The sequence below is a fragment of the Cupriavidus pauculus genome (assembly GCF_008801835.1).
Lineage (GTDB): Bacteria > Pseudomonadota > Gammaproteobacteria > Burkholderiales > Burkholderiaceae > Cupriavidus > Cupriavidus pauculus.
Window position 1 is genome coordinate 127,134 of sequence record NZ_VZOW01000005.1, and the last position, 13,564, is coordinate 140,697.

Annotated in this window: 13 protein-coding genes; 5 read left to right on the forward strand and 8 right to left on the reverse strand. The window is 63.6% G+C overall.

Going from position 1 to position 13,564, the window contains the following annotated elements; genetic code table 11:
• The 5 genes from napA to F7R19_RS08240 all read right to left on the reverse strand — a co-directional run bounded on the left by napA (position 1) and on the right by F7R19_RS08240 (position 6,187).
• Complete coding sequence (gene napA, locus F7R19_RS08220; protein WP_150979934.1) at positions 1 to 2,496, reverse strand: periplasmic nitrate reductase subunit alpha; 2,496 nt, start codon at positions 2,494 to 2,496, stop codon at positions 1 to 3.
• Positions 2,477 to 2,803, reverse strand: coding sequence for a chaperone NapD (locus F7R19_RS08225; protein ID WP_150979935.1), 327 nt, complete (start codon positions 2,801 to 2,803; stop codon positions 2,477 to 2,479). The genes napA and F7R19_RS08225 overlap by 20 nt, the downstream gene beginning before the upstream one ends.
• A 78-nt stretch (positions 2,804 to 2,881) precedes the next feature.
• On the reverse strand, positions 2,882 to 3,046 hold the full coding sequence (napE, locus tag F7R19_RS08230; RefSeq protein WP_150979936.1) for a periplasmic nitrate reductase, NapE protein: 165 nt from the start codon (positions 3,044 to 3,046) through the stop codon (positions 2,882 to 2,884).
• Positions 3,047 to 3,350: 304 nt separating this feature from the next.
• Positions 3,351 to 5,081: an AMP-binding protein gene (locus F7R19_RS08235; protein WP_150979937.1), complete on the reverse strand. Its 1,731-nt coding sequence runs from the start codon at positions 5,079 to 5,081 to the stop codon at positions 3,351 to 3,353.
• 212 nt (positions 5,082 to 5,293) lie between these two features.
• Positions 5,294 to 6,187, reverse strand: a complete 894-nt coding sequence (locus F7R19_RS08240; protein WP_150979938.1) for a LysR family transcriptional regulator — start codon at positions 6,185 to 6,187, stop codon at positions 5,294 to 5,296.
• Between the two features lie 111 nt (positions 6,188 to 6,298).
• Here F7R19_RS08240 and F7R19_RS08245 point away from each other — a divergent pair, with 111 nt between their 5' ends.
• The 5 genes from F7R19_RS08245 (at position 6,299) to F7R19_RS08265 (ending at position 11,346) form a co-directional block, all read left to right on the forward strand.
• Positions 6,299 to 7,468, forward strand: coding sequence for a CaiB/BaiF CoA transferase family protein (locus F7R19_RS08245; RefSeq protein ID WP_150979939.1), 1,170 nt, complete (start codon positions 6,299 to 6,301; stop codon positions 7,466 to 7,468).
• Between the two features lie 96 nt (positions 7,469 to 7,564).
• Positions 7,565 to 8,023: a MaoC family dehydratase gene (locus tag F7R19_RS08250; protein ID WP_061959979.1), complete on the forward strand. Its 459-nt coding sequence runs from the start codon at positions 7,565 to 7,567 to the stop codon at positions 8,021 to 8,023.
• 89 nt (positions 8,024 to 8,112) lie between these two features.
• Complete coding sequence (locus F7R19_RS08255) at positions 8,113 to 9,093, forward strand: tripartite tricarboxylate transporter substrate binding protein (RefSeq protein ID WP_407648943.1); 981 nt, start codon at positions 8,113 to 8,115, stop codon at positions 9,091 to 9,093.
• Between the two features lie 24 nt (positions 9,094 to 9,117).
• The gene (locus tag F7R19_RS08260; protein WP_150979941.1) at positions 9,118 to 10,278 is read left to right on the forward strand and encodes an acyl-CoA dehydrogenase family protein; all 1,161 of its coding nucleotides are present in this window, start codon (positions 9,118 to 9,120) and stop codon (positions 10,276 to 10,278) included.
• A gap of 108 nt (positions 10,279 to 10,386) precedes the next feature.
• Positions 10,387 to 11,346, forward strand: coding sequence for an acyl-CoA dehydrogenase family protein (locus F7R19_RS08265; protein WP_150979942.1), 960 nt, complete (start codon positions 10,387 to 10,389; stop codon positions 11,344 to 11,346).
• A 125-nt stretch (positions 11,347 to 11,471) separates the two neighbouring features.
• Here the strand turns inward: F7R19_RS08265 and F7R19_RS08270 are convergent, their stop codons facing one another.
• Genes F7R19_RS08270 through F7R19_RS08280 form a run of 3 tightly spaced genes read right to left on the reverse strand, consistent with a single transcriptional unit; the run spans position 11,472 to position 13,145 of the window.
• Complete coding sequence (locus F7R19_RS08270) at positions 11,472 to 12,143, reverse strand: MliC family protein (RefSeq protein WP_150979943.1); 672 nt, start codon at positions 12,141 to 12,143, stop codon at positions 11,472 to 11,474.
• Between the two features lie 21 nt (positions 12,144 to 12,164).
• Entirely contained in the window at positions 12,165 to 12,557 is a 393-nt protein-coding gene (locus F7R19_RS08275; RefSeq protein WP_223506059.1) for a cupin domain-containing protein, read from the reverse strand.
• Positions 12,558 to 12,587: 30 nt separating this feature from the next.
• A complete protein-coding gene (locus tag F7R19_RS08280) occupies positions 12,588 to 13,145 on the reverse strand; it encodes a type II toxin-antitoxin system VapC family toxin (RefSeq protein WP_150979944.1) in 558 nt (185 codons plus the stop codon).
• Positions 13,146 to 13,564: the final 419 nt, after the last annotated feature.

A 13,564-nucleotide genomic window follows, 5' to 3' on the forward strand; every position in this document is an offset into this window, starting at 1 on the left:
CTAAACCTTGACGATCTTGACCGCGCATTTCTTGAAGTCGGTCTGCAACGAGATGGGGCACGTTGCATCGAGCGTCACCTTGTTGATCAACTGGCTGGCGTCGAACCACGGCACGAAGACCAGGCCGCGCGGCGGCGTATCGCGTCCGCGCGTTTCCACACGCGTGCGCATGCGGCCCCGGCGCGATATCACCTCTACTTCCACGCCGCGTCGCAAGCCCATCGCCTTGGCATCTTCGGGATGCATGAAACACATCGCATTGGGGAACGCGCGATACAGCTCGGGCACGCGGCGGGTCATCGATCCGGAATGCCAGTGCTCCAGCACGCGGCCGGTGGCCAGCCAGAACGGGTATTCCTTGTCCGGCGCTTCCGCTGGCGGTTCATAGGGCAGCGCGAAGATCACTGCCTTGCCGTCCGCGTTGCCGTAGAACTGGAAGCCTGTGCCGGCCTTCACGTAAGGGTCGCTGCCTTCGCGATAGCGCCAGCGTGTTTCCCTGCCGTTGACCACCGGCCAGCGCAGGCCGCGCGTTTGGTGATAGGCGTCGAACGGCGCCAGGTCGTGCCCATGGCCGCGGCCGAATGCGGCGTATTCCTCGAACAGACCCTTCTGCACATAGAAGCCAAAGGCCTGGGCCTCCGCGTTGCTGTACTCGGTGCTGACCTCTTCGAACGGGAACTTGTCGACATTGCCGTTGCGGAACAGCACGTCGAACAGCGACATGCCGCGCACGGCGGGCTGTTTCGCGATCAGGTCCGCTGGCCAGACGTCTTCCACCCTGAAGCGCTTCGAAAACTCCATCACCTGCCACAGGTCCGAGCGCGCGTCACCCGGTGCGTCGACCAGTTGATGCCAGAACTGCGTGCGGCGTTCGGCATTGCCATACGCGCCTTCCTTCTCCACCCACATGGCGCTGGGCAGGATCAGGTCGGCGGACAACGCCGTGACCGTCGGGTAGACATCGGATACGACAATGAAGTTGTCTGGATTACGGTATCCGGGCAGGCCTTCCTGCGTCATGTTTGCAGCGGCCTGCATGTTGTTGTTCACCTGCACCCAGTAGGCATTGAGCTTGCCGTCCTTGAGCATGCGGTGCTGCAACACGGCGTGATAGCCAACCTTGTCGGGAATGGTGCCGGGCGGGAGCTTCCAGATGCGCTCGGCTTCTTCGCGATGCTTTGGGTTGGTTACGACCATGTCTGCGGGCAGGCGATGCGAGAACGTGCCGACTTCGCGCGCCGTGCCACATGCCGAAGGCTGGCCGGTGAGCGAAAACGGGCTGTTGCCCGGCGTGGCGATCTTGCCCGTCAACAGATGGATGTTGTAGACCATGTTGTTGACCCACGTGCCGCGCGTGTGCTGGTTGAAACCCATCGTCCACAGCGACATCACTTTGATATCGGGATTGGCGTAGAGCTCGGCCAGTCGTTCCAGCTTGTCGGCGGAGACGCCGGACAGCTTGCTCACATAGTCGGCGTCGTACTTCGAGACGAACTTTGCGAATTCGTCAAACGTGATGGGTTTCGCGTCAGCGGGCGTGGCGGCATTCTTGGCGGCTTTCTGTAGTGGATTGTCCGCACGCAGCCCATAGCCAATGTCGGTCACGCCCTCCTTGAACACCGTGTGCCGGTTGACGAAGTCCTGGTTGACGCGGTTGGTGCGGATGATGTGGTTGGCAATGTAGTTCAGCATCGCCAGGTCGGTCTGTGGGGTGAAGATGATCGGCAGGTCGGCCAGATCGAACGAACGATGCGTGAAGGTCGACAACACGGCCACGCGCGTCTCGGGATGGCTCAGGCGGCGATCGGTGATGCGTGACCACAGGATCGGGTGCATCTCTGCCATGTTCGACCCCCATAGCACGAAGGCGTCCGCATTCTCGAAGTCGTCGTAGCAGCCCATCGGCTCATCCATGCCGAAGGTGCGCATGAAGCCGGCCACCGCCGACGCCATGCAATGCCGCGCGTTGGGATCGATATTGTTGGAACGGAAGCCTGCTTTCATGAGCTTGGCGGCGGCGTAGCCTTCCCAGATCGTCCACTGGCCCGATCCGAACATGCCGACCGCGGTGGGCCCTTTGTCCTTGAGCACGCGTTTGAACTGGTGCTCCATTTCGTCAAACGCGCGCTCCCAGCTGACCGGGGCGAATTCTCCGTTCTTGTCGTATTGGCCATTTTTCATGCGTAGCAGCGGCTTTGTCAGCCGGTCCTGCCCGTACATGATCTTGGAGAGGAAGTAGCCCTTTACGCAGTTGAGTCCCTTGTTTACTTCGCACTGCGGGTCGCCTTGGGTGGCCACCACCTTGTTGTCGCGCACGGCGACGGTCACGCCGCAGCCGGTGCCGCAGAAGCGGCAGGGCGCCTTCGACCATTTCAGTTTGGTGGCTTCGCTGTCGGTGACGAAATTGGCGGATTCTGCCGGCAGCGATAGGCCGGCCACGGATGCGGTGGCCGCAATGGCCGTCTGCTTGATGAATTCACGACGCGTGACTGACATCGTCGATCTCCTCGTACATGGCGGCGGCGTCTTCATTGTGCTGGTAGACCAGCGTGGCCGAGATCACGCCTTCCAGTTGGTGCAGGCACATGAGCTGCGCCACGATCGCTTGCGAGGTCGGCGCCTCGACGGTCACGACGAGTTTTCCGGCGCCGCTGACGGCATGGATTTCCGTGCCGGTCATCGAATCGATTGCATTGCGCACTCGTTCCAGACTCGCAGGGTGCGCGAACACCATGATTCCCGCGATATGCCACTCGTCGTTCGAGGCAATGGGCTGAATAGGAATCGGAAGTCTTGCAGGCATGCGTGTGCCCCCAATCAAGACTGCTTTTGCAGGAATTGATTTTTGCCATTGGCCTTTAAAGGCAATGGCTGCGATGCTTCAATGCGAAGGCGGACCGCTGATCAACTGGCTCATCCAGACAATGAAGCCATAGCCGGCCACGATCATGACGGTGAGTGCGGGCACCATCACGGCAGTCAGAAACAGGAAGCTGCGCAGTTCTTCCTTCTTGCGCTGCGGATCTTCCAGATGGTCCGATTCCATGTTTCCCCCGGCTCTGTGTACACCGTCGCCGGAGGGTGCTCCGGTTGTGCGTAACGTATTTAAGGAACCGGAACGATGGGCGTCAAGCAATGCACTCGTGCGAGCGTATGGCAGGTTTTGATGACCTCTGCGCGGTCCCGCGCCAAGACGGCGAATTAGAATCTTTCGGCACGGCTCTGAAATAAAAAGCACTGTTCGCGCCGCGCTTGCGAAGTGAATATGGGTCCACGCCGGGGCGCGCGGCGTCGTGGAACCGTTCACGTCATGACATGGTGACGCGCAGCGAGTCTCCTGGCTCGTCGTGCTACTGCGGGTCCGATTCGAGCAGCTTCTGCAGTTCCACCTTCTTCACCTTGCCGGTGGCTGTCATCGGAAATTCGTCCACCACGCGGATTTCCGGGACCTTGTAGCCGGCCATGTGGTCGCGGCACCAGGACGTCAGTGCCTGCGCCGACGTGTCGTGGTAACCGGCGCGCAGGCGAATGAATGCCACCGGCATCTGGCCGCGCTCGCGGTCGGGCCGCGCGATGACGGCGGAGCCGAGTACCGCCGGATGGCGGCCCAGCAGCACCTCCAGTTCCGATGGGAACACGCTCATCCCGCGCACCTTGATCATTTCCTTGCGACGTCCGAGGAAATGCAGATACCCCGCGTCGTCGTAGGCGCCGATATCTCCGGTACGGAACCAGCCGTCGCGCAGCGATTCGGCGGTCGCGTCGTCGCGTCCCCAGTAGCCCTTGAGCAGCGACGGCGTGCTCACCACGATTTCACCTTCCGCGCCAATCGGGAGCAGCGCGCCAGTTTCGAAATCGCAAATCTTGATGCGTGTACCGGGCACGGGCAGGCCCACGAAAATCGGGCGGCCGTGCAGATCCATATCGTCGCTCTGCATGCCGGTGGTAAAGGTGTCGCTGGTGTGCGTCTCCGTCATACCCCAGGCACCTTCGGCCAGCACGCCGCCGGTCAGCGCTTGCCATTGGCGACGCAGATCGACCGTGAGTTTGCGAATGAACGATGCCACGCGCGTGTGTTGCAGCGAACGCAAGTCGTAGCGGTTCAGTTCGGGATGCTGCAGCACCTCCACGACGCTGTCGACCACCATGAAGGTACGGTTGACGCGATAGCGGTCCACCGCCGCCATCACGGCTACCGGATCCCAGCGCGACAGCAGTATCAGCGTGGCGCCGCTAAAGATCGGATAGATCAGGCCCAGGTTCTCTCCGGCGATCCAGAACATCGGCAGGAAGTTGAGCATGACGTCGGCGCTCGGTTGCGCCGCGGCCAACGGCGCGTGCTCGCTGCTGACCGCCAGAGACGCCGCGGCGGTGTACAGCATGTCGCGTTGCGTGTGCATGCAGCCCTTGGGCATGCCGGTCGTGCCGCCGGTGTAGTTCAGCGCCGCCAGCGCATCGAGATCCACCTGCACGTCACGCACGTTGCCCGTGCACAGGCGAATCGCCGGCATCAGGTCGACGCAGCCCGGATGCTCGATGGGTGCGGCATCCAGGCCGGCAGGGATCGGCAGTGTTGGCTGTGAGGGAAGAAATTCGCCTGCCGACGTGCGGAACACAGTACCGACGCGCGTGACCGGCTTCACAGCCATCAGCATCGGCACCAGCGTGTCGAGCGCGATGGCCATTGTGGCGCCCGCATCGTTCAGTTCATAGGCCAGCTCGTGTTCCTTGAACAGCGGGTTGACCGGCACGTACACGGCGCCAAGCTTGAGGATCGCGTAGAACACGATGTGGAACTGCGGGCAATTGCCCAGCAATACCGCCACGCGCTCGCCCGCCCCGACGCCATGGCCGCGCAGCAATTCGGCGCAGCGTTCGCTCAGATCATCGAGTTCCGCATAGCTGATGGTGCGGCCGTAATAGATCAGCGCCGGATGGTCCGGCTGGATGCGTGCCCACGCGCGCAGCGATTCGCCAAGACTGACTTCGCCATGCGGGTAGTGCGGCGCTGTTGGCACCCCGGCTGGCCAGATGCGGCGGTGCCTTGCGTCGAGATCGGCGAAGAATACGCTTTCGTCCATCGTGTCTCCTGGCTCTTGTTGGGGCGAGTCCGGCGATGCGAGCTTTGCCATCCTCTCGACGACGAGGCAGCACAACAGCGCAGGCGCGATACCACGGCAATGCAAGCCAGAATGTACGTCGCGGCCAACAGCGCGCGGGCAACGATGGCGTAAGTTTCATGGCGGCCATGCACCGCCTCTATGGTTTTCGTTGCGGGGCGGAACGCGGGCGCTCAGCCCCGCGCGATTCGCTGCGCTGCAGCGATAAAGCGCTGTACGTGACGATCGTCGGCGTCCTGCCGGGTGGCCAGCGCAATGCCGATACGTGCGGTGGGACGCGGACTCGACAAGCGCAGAAAACGCACACGGCGATTGGTGTAGCGTGCCGCGACGCCCGGCACCAGCGCCACGCCGAGCCCGCTTTCCACCAGGCTGACGATGGTTTGCACCTGCACCGCTTCCTGCGTGATGCGGGGCACAAAGCCGGCCTGCTGGCACAGCAACATCGCCACGGCCTGCAGGTTCGGCACGTCGGCGCTGGGATGCATGATGAATGGCTCGCCGGCCAGCGCCTTGAGGGCGATGCTGTCGTTGGCGGCAAACGGACTGTCTGCAGGCACCGCCGCGACGAAGGCGTCCGATTCGAGCGGCATCAGCTGGAATGGTCCGCTCGACAGAATCGGAAATCGCACCAGTCCCGCGTCCAGTTGGCCGCGTTCGATGCGGTCCAGGATCGTCGCCGAGGTCGATTCATGAAGGATCAGCTCGATCCCGGGATGGGCACCGCGGAACGCAGGAATCAACCTTGGCAGCAGCGCATACGTGGCGGATCCGACAAAGCCGATCCGCAGCGCGCCGCGCTCGCCCAGCCCCGCCGACTGCGCGGCGGCGCGCGCCTGATCCGCATGAAACAGCGCGCGGCGGGCATCGGTCAGCGCCGCTTCGCCAGCCTGCGTCAATTTCACCCCGCGCGTGGTGCGCACGAATAATGGCGTGCCTAGCGACGATTCCAGTTTTCGTATGGAGATCGATAGTGGCGGTTGTGCCATATGCAGCCGTTCGGCGGCACGGTGGAAATTGCCGGTTTCGGCAAGCACAACGAATTGCTGCAGCTGGCGCAGGTCCATGGTGATATGCAACGGATATCGCTTCCTAAAAATCTAATATTAGACGCAAGCGGCGCGCTGCACTACGCTGTGTCCTCGCCAGAATCACTAAAACAGTAGGAGACACCGCCTATGCTGCCCTTGTCAGGTATCCGGGTCGTCGATCTTTCGACGGTCGTGATGGGCCCCTATGCCAGTCAATGGCTGGCCGATCTGGGGGCGGAAGTCATCAAGGTGGAAACCCCGGAGGGCGATTCGACGCGCCGCACCGGCCCGGCTACTGAGGACGGTATGTCGGCAATTTTTCTTGGCGTGAACCGCAGCAAGAAGAGCGTGGTGCTGAACCTGAAGCAGCCGGCCGCCCAGACCGCGCTGCATCGCCTGCTAGCCACCGCCGATGTGCTGCTGCACAGCATGCGCCCGCAGAAGCTGGCCAGGCTGGACCTGGATCCGGCAAGCGTGATGGCACGTCACCCACGCCTGGTCTACGTGAGCCTTCTAGGTTTTGCCGAAGACGGCCCGTATGGAGGCCGTCCGGCCTACGACGACATCATCCAGGGATTGAGCGGCAATGCGGCATTGATGGCGGCGCAGACCGGCACCGTGCGCTATTTCCCAACCATCGCCGCCGACAAGACCAGCGGCCTGATCGCCGCGCTGTCGATTGCCGCCGCACTTGCCGGCCGCGAACGGCAGGGCGGCAAGGGTGGCATGGTGGAAGTACCGATGTTCGAATCGATGGTTGCCTTCAACATGGTGGAGCATCTGTACGGCCAGCATTTCGATCCGCCGCGCAGCGCCGCGGGCTATCCGCGCGTGCTCGCGCCGCTGCGTCGTCCCTACCAGAGCGCCGACGGCTACGTCTGCATGATGCCGTACACCGACGCGCATTGGCGCGACTTCTTCACCGCTGCCGGGCGCGACGATCTGGCTTCCGACGCACGTTTTGCCAATATCGGCGCACGCACGCGCCATATCGAGACGCTCTACGAGATTACCGGCGACATCGTGCGCACGCGCAGCACCGATGCGTGGCTGGCGCTGTGCGAAACGCTGCAGATTCCGGTGGCGCGCGTCAACGACCTCGACGATCTGGTCAACGATCCCCATCTGCTTGCCACTGGATTTTTCGATCGCGTGGATGACGCGGCGATGGGCACGCTGCGTTTTGCCGGCGCCCCGGTGCGCTTCGACGGCGAGCGCGCGCACGCTGGCGTGCCGCCGCGGCTGGGGGAACACACGCGAGAAGTTCTGGGCGCCGTCGGCATGAGCGATGCGGATATCGATGCGCTGGATCGCTGACACGGCCACCGCCTGCCATCGGCGCATCGCCGCCGCGTGCCGATTGTCCGATGGTCCCGCGCACTTTCATTTCATTCACGCATCGAGGAGACATCCATGACCGCACAGCCGCAACGCCTGGGACAAGGCTTTTATTGGCAGGACATCGAACAAGGACAGGTCTTCGAGACCTTCCGCCGCACGGTCACCGAAACCGACCTGGTCAACTTCATCTCCGTCACGGGCATGCTCGAGGCCATCTTCATCGAAGAGGGCTATGAAGCCGGTGCGATCAAGGGGCGACCGGTGCCAGCGGCGCTCACTTACGCGCTGATCGAGGGCTTCATCCTGCAGACCATGATCCAGGGCACGGGCCTGGCGATGCTGGAGCTGACGCAAAAGATCCACGGACCGGTAGTGGTGGGAGACACCATTCACGCGCGCATTACCGTCACCGGCATCCGGCCAACGTCGAAAAGCGGCCGCGCGGTGGTCGATTCGTCGATCGAGGTGTTCAACCAGCGCCAGGAACTGGTGATGACCTACACGGCGCGCCGCCTGCTGGCGGGGCGCTGACGTGGCGCGGCGGCGATATCACGCAACTACCGGAGGAGACAGATATGCCAGTACAGAGCAAAAATGCCAGGCATCACCCCAACCATCCAATGCGCCGGCGATGCGTGCTGGCGCTGGCGGGCTGCGCCGTAGCGGCGGCGGCATCGGCGTTGCCGGGCGCGGCGCTGGCTGCGACATACCCGGATCGGCCGATCCGGCTGGTGGTGCCATTCCCGCCCGGTGGCCCGACCGACCTCGTATCGCGCGTGATTGCGCGCAAGATGTCCGAAGATCTTGGGCAGCAGGTGCTGGTGGACAACCGCCCGGGCGCCAACGGCAATATCGGCAATGAGATCGTCGCCAAGGCGCCGCCGGACGGCTATACGGTGCTGTACAACACGTCGTCGATCGCGCTGAGTCCGGCGCTCTATCGGAAGTTGCCCTACGACGTGAAGCGCGATCTGCTGCCCGTGGCCATGACGGCCAACGTGCCGCTGGTCCTGGAAGTCAACGCGCAGGTGTCCGCGAACACCGTCCCGGAATTCGTGGCGTGGCTCAAGGCCAATCCCGGCAAGATGACATACGGATCGGCCGGCAACGGCAATGTCACGCACCTGGCGGCATTCCTGTTCCTGCAGGCCAATGGGTTGGAAGCCGTGCATGCGCCGTACAAGGGTAGTGCGCCGGCGTTGACCGATCTGGCCAGCGGCCAGGTGCAGTTCATGACCGACACCATCAATTCATCGTTGCCGTTCATCCGGGACAAACGCATGAAGGCGCTGGCCGTCACCAGCAGCACTCGTAGCTCACAGTTGCCCGATGTACCCACGCTGGCCGAATCGGGGCTGCGCGGGTTCGATGTGGGCGCATGGCAGGGCATGATGGTGCCGGCCAGAACATCGCCGGACATCGTTCGCAGGCTCAATGCGGCGGCGCTCAAGGCGCTGGCATCGGCCGATGTGCGCGCCAGCCTCGCGGCGCAGGGTGCGGAGCCGCGTCCATCCAGCCCGGAAGCGTATGGCAAGTACGTATCGGAAGAAATCGACCGCTGGCAGAAGGTGGTCAAGGAAACCGGCGTGACGCTGGATTGAGCGGTTTCAAACTGGAGATCGACATTGCATGCTCTGTTTGCCACCTTTGCGCTGACGGCACTGCCGCCGCAAGCCGCTGCGTTCCGGCGAGACGTCAAGGCGTTTCTGAAGGAGCACCTGCCGGGGGTGCCCGCCGATGTGCGGGCACGTTCCTGGATGGGATTCGACGCCGACTTCAGCCGCGCGCTGGCGCGTCGAGGGTGGGTTGGTATCACGCTGCCCGCGCAGTATGGGGGCGCGGGGCTCGATGCGTTCTCGCGTTTCGTGCTGGTAGAGGAGTTGCTGGCGTGCGGCGCGCCGGTGTCCGCCCACTGGATAGCGGACCGGCAGAGTGGGCCGTTGATCCTGCGCTATGGCAGCGACGCGCAACGCGAGCGCTATCTGCCGCGCATCTGTCGCGGCGAAGCGTTCTTCTGCATCGGCATGAGCGAGCCCAATTCCGGATCGGACCTTGCCAGCGTGGCGACGCGTGCCGCGCCGCAGCCCGATGGCGGCTGGCGCCTGAACGGACGCAAGATCTGGACGACCAATGCCGATCGCTGCCCCTACATGCTGGCGTTGGTCCGCACCTCGGGCGAGACGGGAGATCGGCAAAAAGGACTGTCGCAAATGATCGTCGATCTGTCCGCGCCGGGCGTGACGGTACGGCAAATTCGCGATCTGGCTGGCGACGCGCATTTCTCGGAGGTGGCGTTCGACGATGTGCACCTTCCCGCCGACTCGCTGGTGGGACAGGAAGGCGCCGGCTGGGAACAGGTCAACGCCGAATTGGCGTTCGAGCGTAGCGGACCCGAGCGGCTGTATTCCAGCGTGGTGCTGCTGGACGCGTGGATCGCCGCACTGCGTCGTCTTCCGGGCGTGCAGCGCCATACCGTGACCATCGGCCAGATCATGGGCAGGCTGGCGGCGCTACGCGCGATGTCGCTGGCCGTCACCGCCCGCCTTGCTGCGGGTGAAAGTCCGCTGGTGGAAGCTGCGCTGGTCAAGGACCTTGGCACCACCCTAGAGCAGTCGATCGGCGCTCTGGCGGAAGCGGCGCTTGGCGATGACGCGGAACTGGCCGCGGATGCGGAGCTTTACCGCACCGCCGCGTATGTCAGCCAGATATCCCCCACGTATTCGCTGCGCGGCGGCACTCGCGAGATCCTGCGCGGCATGATTGCGCGCGGACTGGGCCTGCGTTAAGCGAAGCGGGGCAGCGTGGGCTGCTGGCGCCGTTATCGGAGCCAGCGAGCCGCCCTGCATGAAGCGGTTGAAGGATCAAGCGATCAAGCGAAGTAACAGGAGAACGCAATGGACAACGTCTACTCGGATGCGCTGGAAACCGTGCTGCGCGATCGCTGCACGCCCGCGGTCGCGCGGGCTATCGAGGCCGGCGGCGATGCGGCGGCGTTGTGGGAGCCGCTGCAGCAAAGCGGCTTTGCGGATAGCTTGCGTCCTGAGGCGGGATTGTCGTTGCGCGATGTGCTGCCGATGCTGATGGCGATGGGATACCACGCGTTACCCGTGCCACTGGCGCAGACGATGTTCGCGAGGGCGTTGCTCGACGCGGCTGGCGTGCCGGTGCCCGAGACGCCGATCGCGCTGGCCAGCTTCGATGGGCTGTCGCGCACGCATGCGGCGGACGGCGCTGCGGCTACATGGTTTCTGGTACAGCAGGGCGGCGAGGCTGCGCTGGCACATCGCGACACACTGGACGTCCGGCGCACCGGCGTACACGACGATCTGACGGTTTCGCTGGCGCGCTCGGCAGCCCCGGCGTTCCCGCTGCTGCCCGGTACGCTGCGCACGATTGGCGCCGCACTGCATGCGGCCCAAATGGCGGGTGCGATGGCCCGCGTGTTCGACTTGACGCTGCAGTACGCCAACGATCGCACGCAATTTGGACGCAGCATTGGCAAGTTTCAGGCGATCCAGCATCAGATCAGCGTGATGGCGGAATACGTCGCCGCTGCGCGCATGGCAGCGCAGATCGCATGTTCGGCGGCCGGAGCGATGCCCGATCGCATGCAGGCGGCGATCGGCAAGTTCAATGCGAGCGATGCGGTGGTGCCTGTCACGTCGATCGCCCACGCGGTGCACGGCGCGATCGGTGTTACCGAGGAATACGAGTTACAGCGCTATACGCGCCGCCTGCACGCGTGGCGCGTGGCGGACGGATCGGACCGATACTGGGCACGCGAGATCGGCAGGGCGGCGTGCGAGAGCGATACGACAGCGGTGGACACGCTACGCGCCTGGGGCGACGACTGAAGGCCGGCCAGTGAAGACCAGTCAGTGAAGGGCGGCCAGTGAAGGCCGGCGATCGAAGGTCGGCGATTGAGATGGATTCGGACCGCCCCGCATCTGACGCGCCCGTATGCGCTGTCCCGCGTCGATCAGTAGGATGTCACTTCCACGCGGCAACTGGCCTCGGCCTTGCCCGGTAACGTAACCTGGGCGTCGGGGCCCTTGTCCCAGAACAGCGCTTCGCTGTCGTTCACGGTGGCGGCGTAGCGCGCGCCCGACGCGGCCGGCGTTTGTCGCAGTACCAGGCGCTGGTCAAGCCAGCGCAGGTAAGCGTAGCCGGGATCCGTCTGTACAAAGGTGCCGGCGATCACTGCCTCGCCGGGGCAACGAATATTGAATGGGCCGCGGCTGATGCCCTTGTTGTCCTGCGTGCGTGCCCCCGCATAGGTGTGACGTAGTTCGTAGATGCGCTCAAGGTAACTGTTTGCGGTGCACAGGCGCGCGTCGTCGGCCTTTGCGCAGTCGTTGCGGCCGCGCAGCCAACCGCGCTGGCCGGCCAGCAGCATCTTCTTCTGCGCCGTTGGCAAGGACCGCGAATCGAGCGCCAGTCCGTACAGGCGCGTGGTCTCGCGATCCAACTGGGCCAGCGTGTCGTCCTTGCAGACCATTTGCTCGATGTCTTCGTGCGCATTCTTGCAATCGAAACTCGGGCCGGCAGCTTGCGCGGCGCCTGCGGGGGAAAATCCAGCCGACACGGCGGCAAGGGTCACGGCAAGTGCTGCGCTGGATGCGACAGTGGCGAGGACGGGACGGCGGATCATGAAAAATCTCCTGCGGACCTATCAGCCCGCGTTGCGGTCGATCACGACGAAGTGCTTGCGTACCGGTTCCAGAACCTCGAACACGCCCTCGAATCCGGCGGGGATGACGCAGGCGTCCCCGGGGCCGAACTCGCGCGCGTCGCCTGCGTGGCTGGTAATGCGCAGGCGCCCGCTGATCACGTGGAAAAATTCTTCCTTGCCAGCCGGAAACGCAATGCGCCAGGCTCCCGGCTCGCATGTCCAGATGCCGCAGTCGAAATTGCCTTGCGCGGCGCTGTAGTGCGTCCAGGTGGTCCGGTTCGGGTTGCCTCTGACCAGGCGATCCGGGCGCGGATTGTCGTGGGCAGGGGTGGGCGTGGCGCGAAAATCGGTCAGGAATGGAGCCGGCGTGGCTGATAGGTTGGAATCGGACACGGCGAAGGATCGACGAAGTGCGTAAAGCCGTTAGTGTAGCCGCGTGCCTGCGTGGCACTGCGGGTTTTGTCCCAGGTGGGACGCATGGCCCGACATGTGGATAGGGAGGCCGGACAAACCACGGTGGGCATTGCAGGGTCGGCATAACCCAGGGCTTGAGTGAGAGGAATGGTCGTCGAACGGATTGAGGATGCGCACGCCGGTGTTCCGGAAATCGCGCACATTGCGCGTCACGACGGTCAATCGGTGGATCAACGCTGTAGCGGCAATCAGCGTGTCGAGCGTGTTATGCGAATCGGGCACGCTTAGATGGCCCCACAGGTCGACGATGCGCGCGTCGATGCCAAGGACGCGATCAAAGTAGCGGCGCTGCAGGCCAAGCAGCCATTCATCCAGCACTTCGCATTGCTGCTGATCGCCGCGGAAACGTTTCAGTTCGACGCCCCGACGCAGTTCGCCCATGGTGACGACGGAAAGATAGATCGGCTGGTCTTCTGCTTCGGCGTCTTCGAAGAAGGCGACGACGCCTCGATTGGCGCGTCGTCCTTTTCGGTATTCGCTGATGACGTTGGTATCGACGAGATACATGAACGGGGCCCCGTCACTGGATACGCGCGAAATCTGCGTCGTCGAACGCGTCGCCTGGCGGAATCGAGCGAAGGAACGCCGCAAACGTCATCCTGCATTTGGTCCCCGAGGGCTTGTCGGGCCTGGACGTTTGCCCGTCCACAGTGGGGGTTGCGGCGGGATCGGCTGTGCTGCCGGCGTCGCTGTCAATCGGCTTGGCGTCTTTGGGAGGTCTTGATGGTTTCTGCATGATGGTCATCCTTTGGATGTGATGGACAAGCCATGATCATGCACCTGGAAAGGCCCGAAATTTGTGTCCACCTGTGACGACCACATTGATGCTGGACAACAACTGTGCAGGCTGTGGGAAGGCGCCGATGTGGGCGCGCAAAGAAATACCCCGACGCGCGGGATCGTCGGGGTAGTAAGAGTTGCCAAGT

Bases quoted from the DNA above. Each gene is read 5' to 3' on its own strand.
- F7R19_RS08240 (WP_150979938.1), bottom strand. From the start codon at position 6,187: ATGGACCTGCGCCAGCTGCAGCAATTCGTTGTGCTTGCCGAAACCGGC.
- F7R19_RS08255 (WP_407648943.1), top strand. From the start codon at position 8,113: ATGCGCCGGCGATGCGTGCTGGCGCTGGCGGGCTGCGCCGTAGCGGCG.
- F7R19_RS08225 (WP_150979935.1), bottom strand. From the start codon at position 2,803: ATGCCTGCAAGACTTCCGATTCCTATTCAGCCCATTGCCTCGAACGAC.
- F7R19_RS08270 (WP_150979943.1), bottom strand. From the start codon at position 12,143: ATGATCCGCCGTCCCGTCCTCGCCACTGTCGCATCCAGCGCAGCACTT.
- F7R19_RS08280 (WP_150979944.1), bottom strand. From the start codon at position 13,145: ATGTATCTCGTCGATACCAACGTCATCAGCGAATACCGAAAAGGACGA.
- F7R19_RS08235 (WP_150979937.1), bottom strand. From the start codon at position 5,081: ATGGACGAAAGCGTATTCTTCGCCGATCTCGACGCAAGGCACCGCCGC.
- napE (WP_150979936.1), bottom strand. From the start codon at position 3,046: ATGGAATCGGACCATCTGGAAGATCCGCAGCGCAAGAAGGAAGAACTG.
- F7R19_RS08250 (WP_061959979.1), top strand. From the start codon at position 7,565: ATGACCGCACAGCCGCAACGCCTGGGACAAGGCTTTTATTGGCAGGAC.
- napA (WP_150979934.1), bottom strand. From the start codon at position 2,496: ATGTCAGTCACGCGTCGTGAATTCATCAAGCAGACGGCCATTGCGGCC.
- F7R19_RS08265 (WP_150979942.1), top strand. From the start codon at position 10,387: ATGGACAACGTCTACTCGGATGCGCTGGAAACCGTGCTGCGCGATCGC.
- F7R19_RS08245 (WP_150979939.1), top strand. From the start codon at position 6,299: ATGCTGCCCTTGTCAGGTATCCGGGTCGTCGATCTTTCGACGGTCGTG.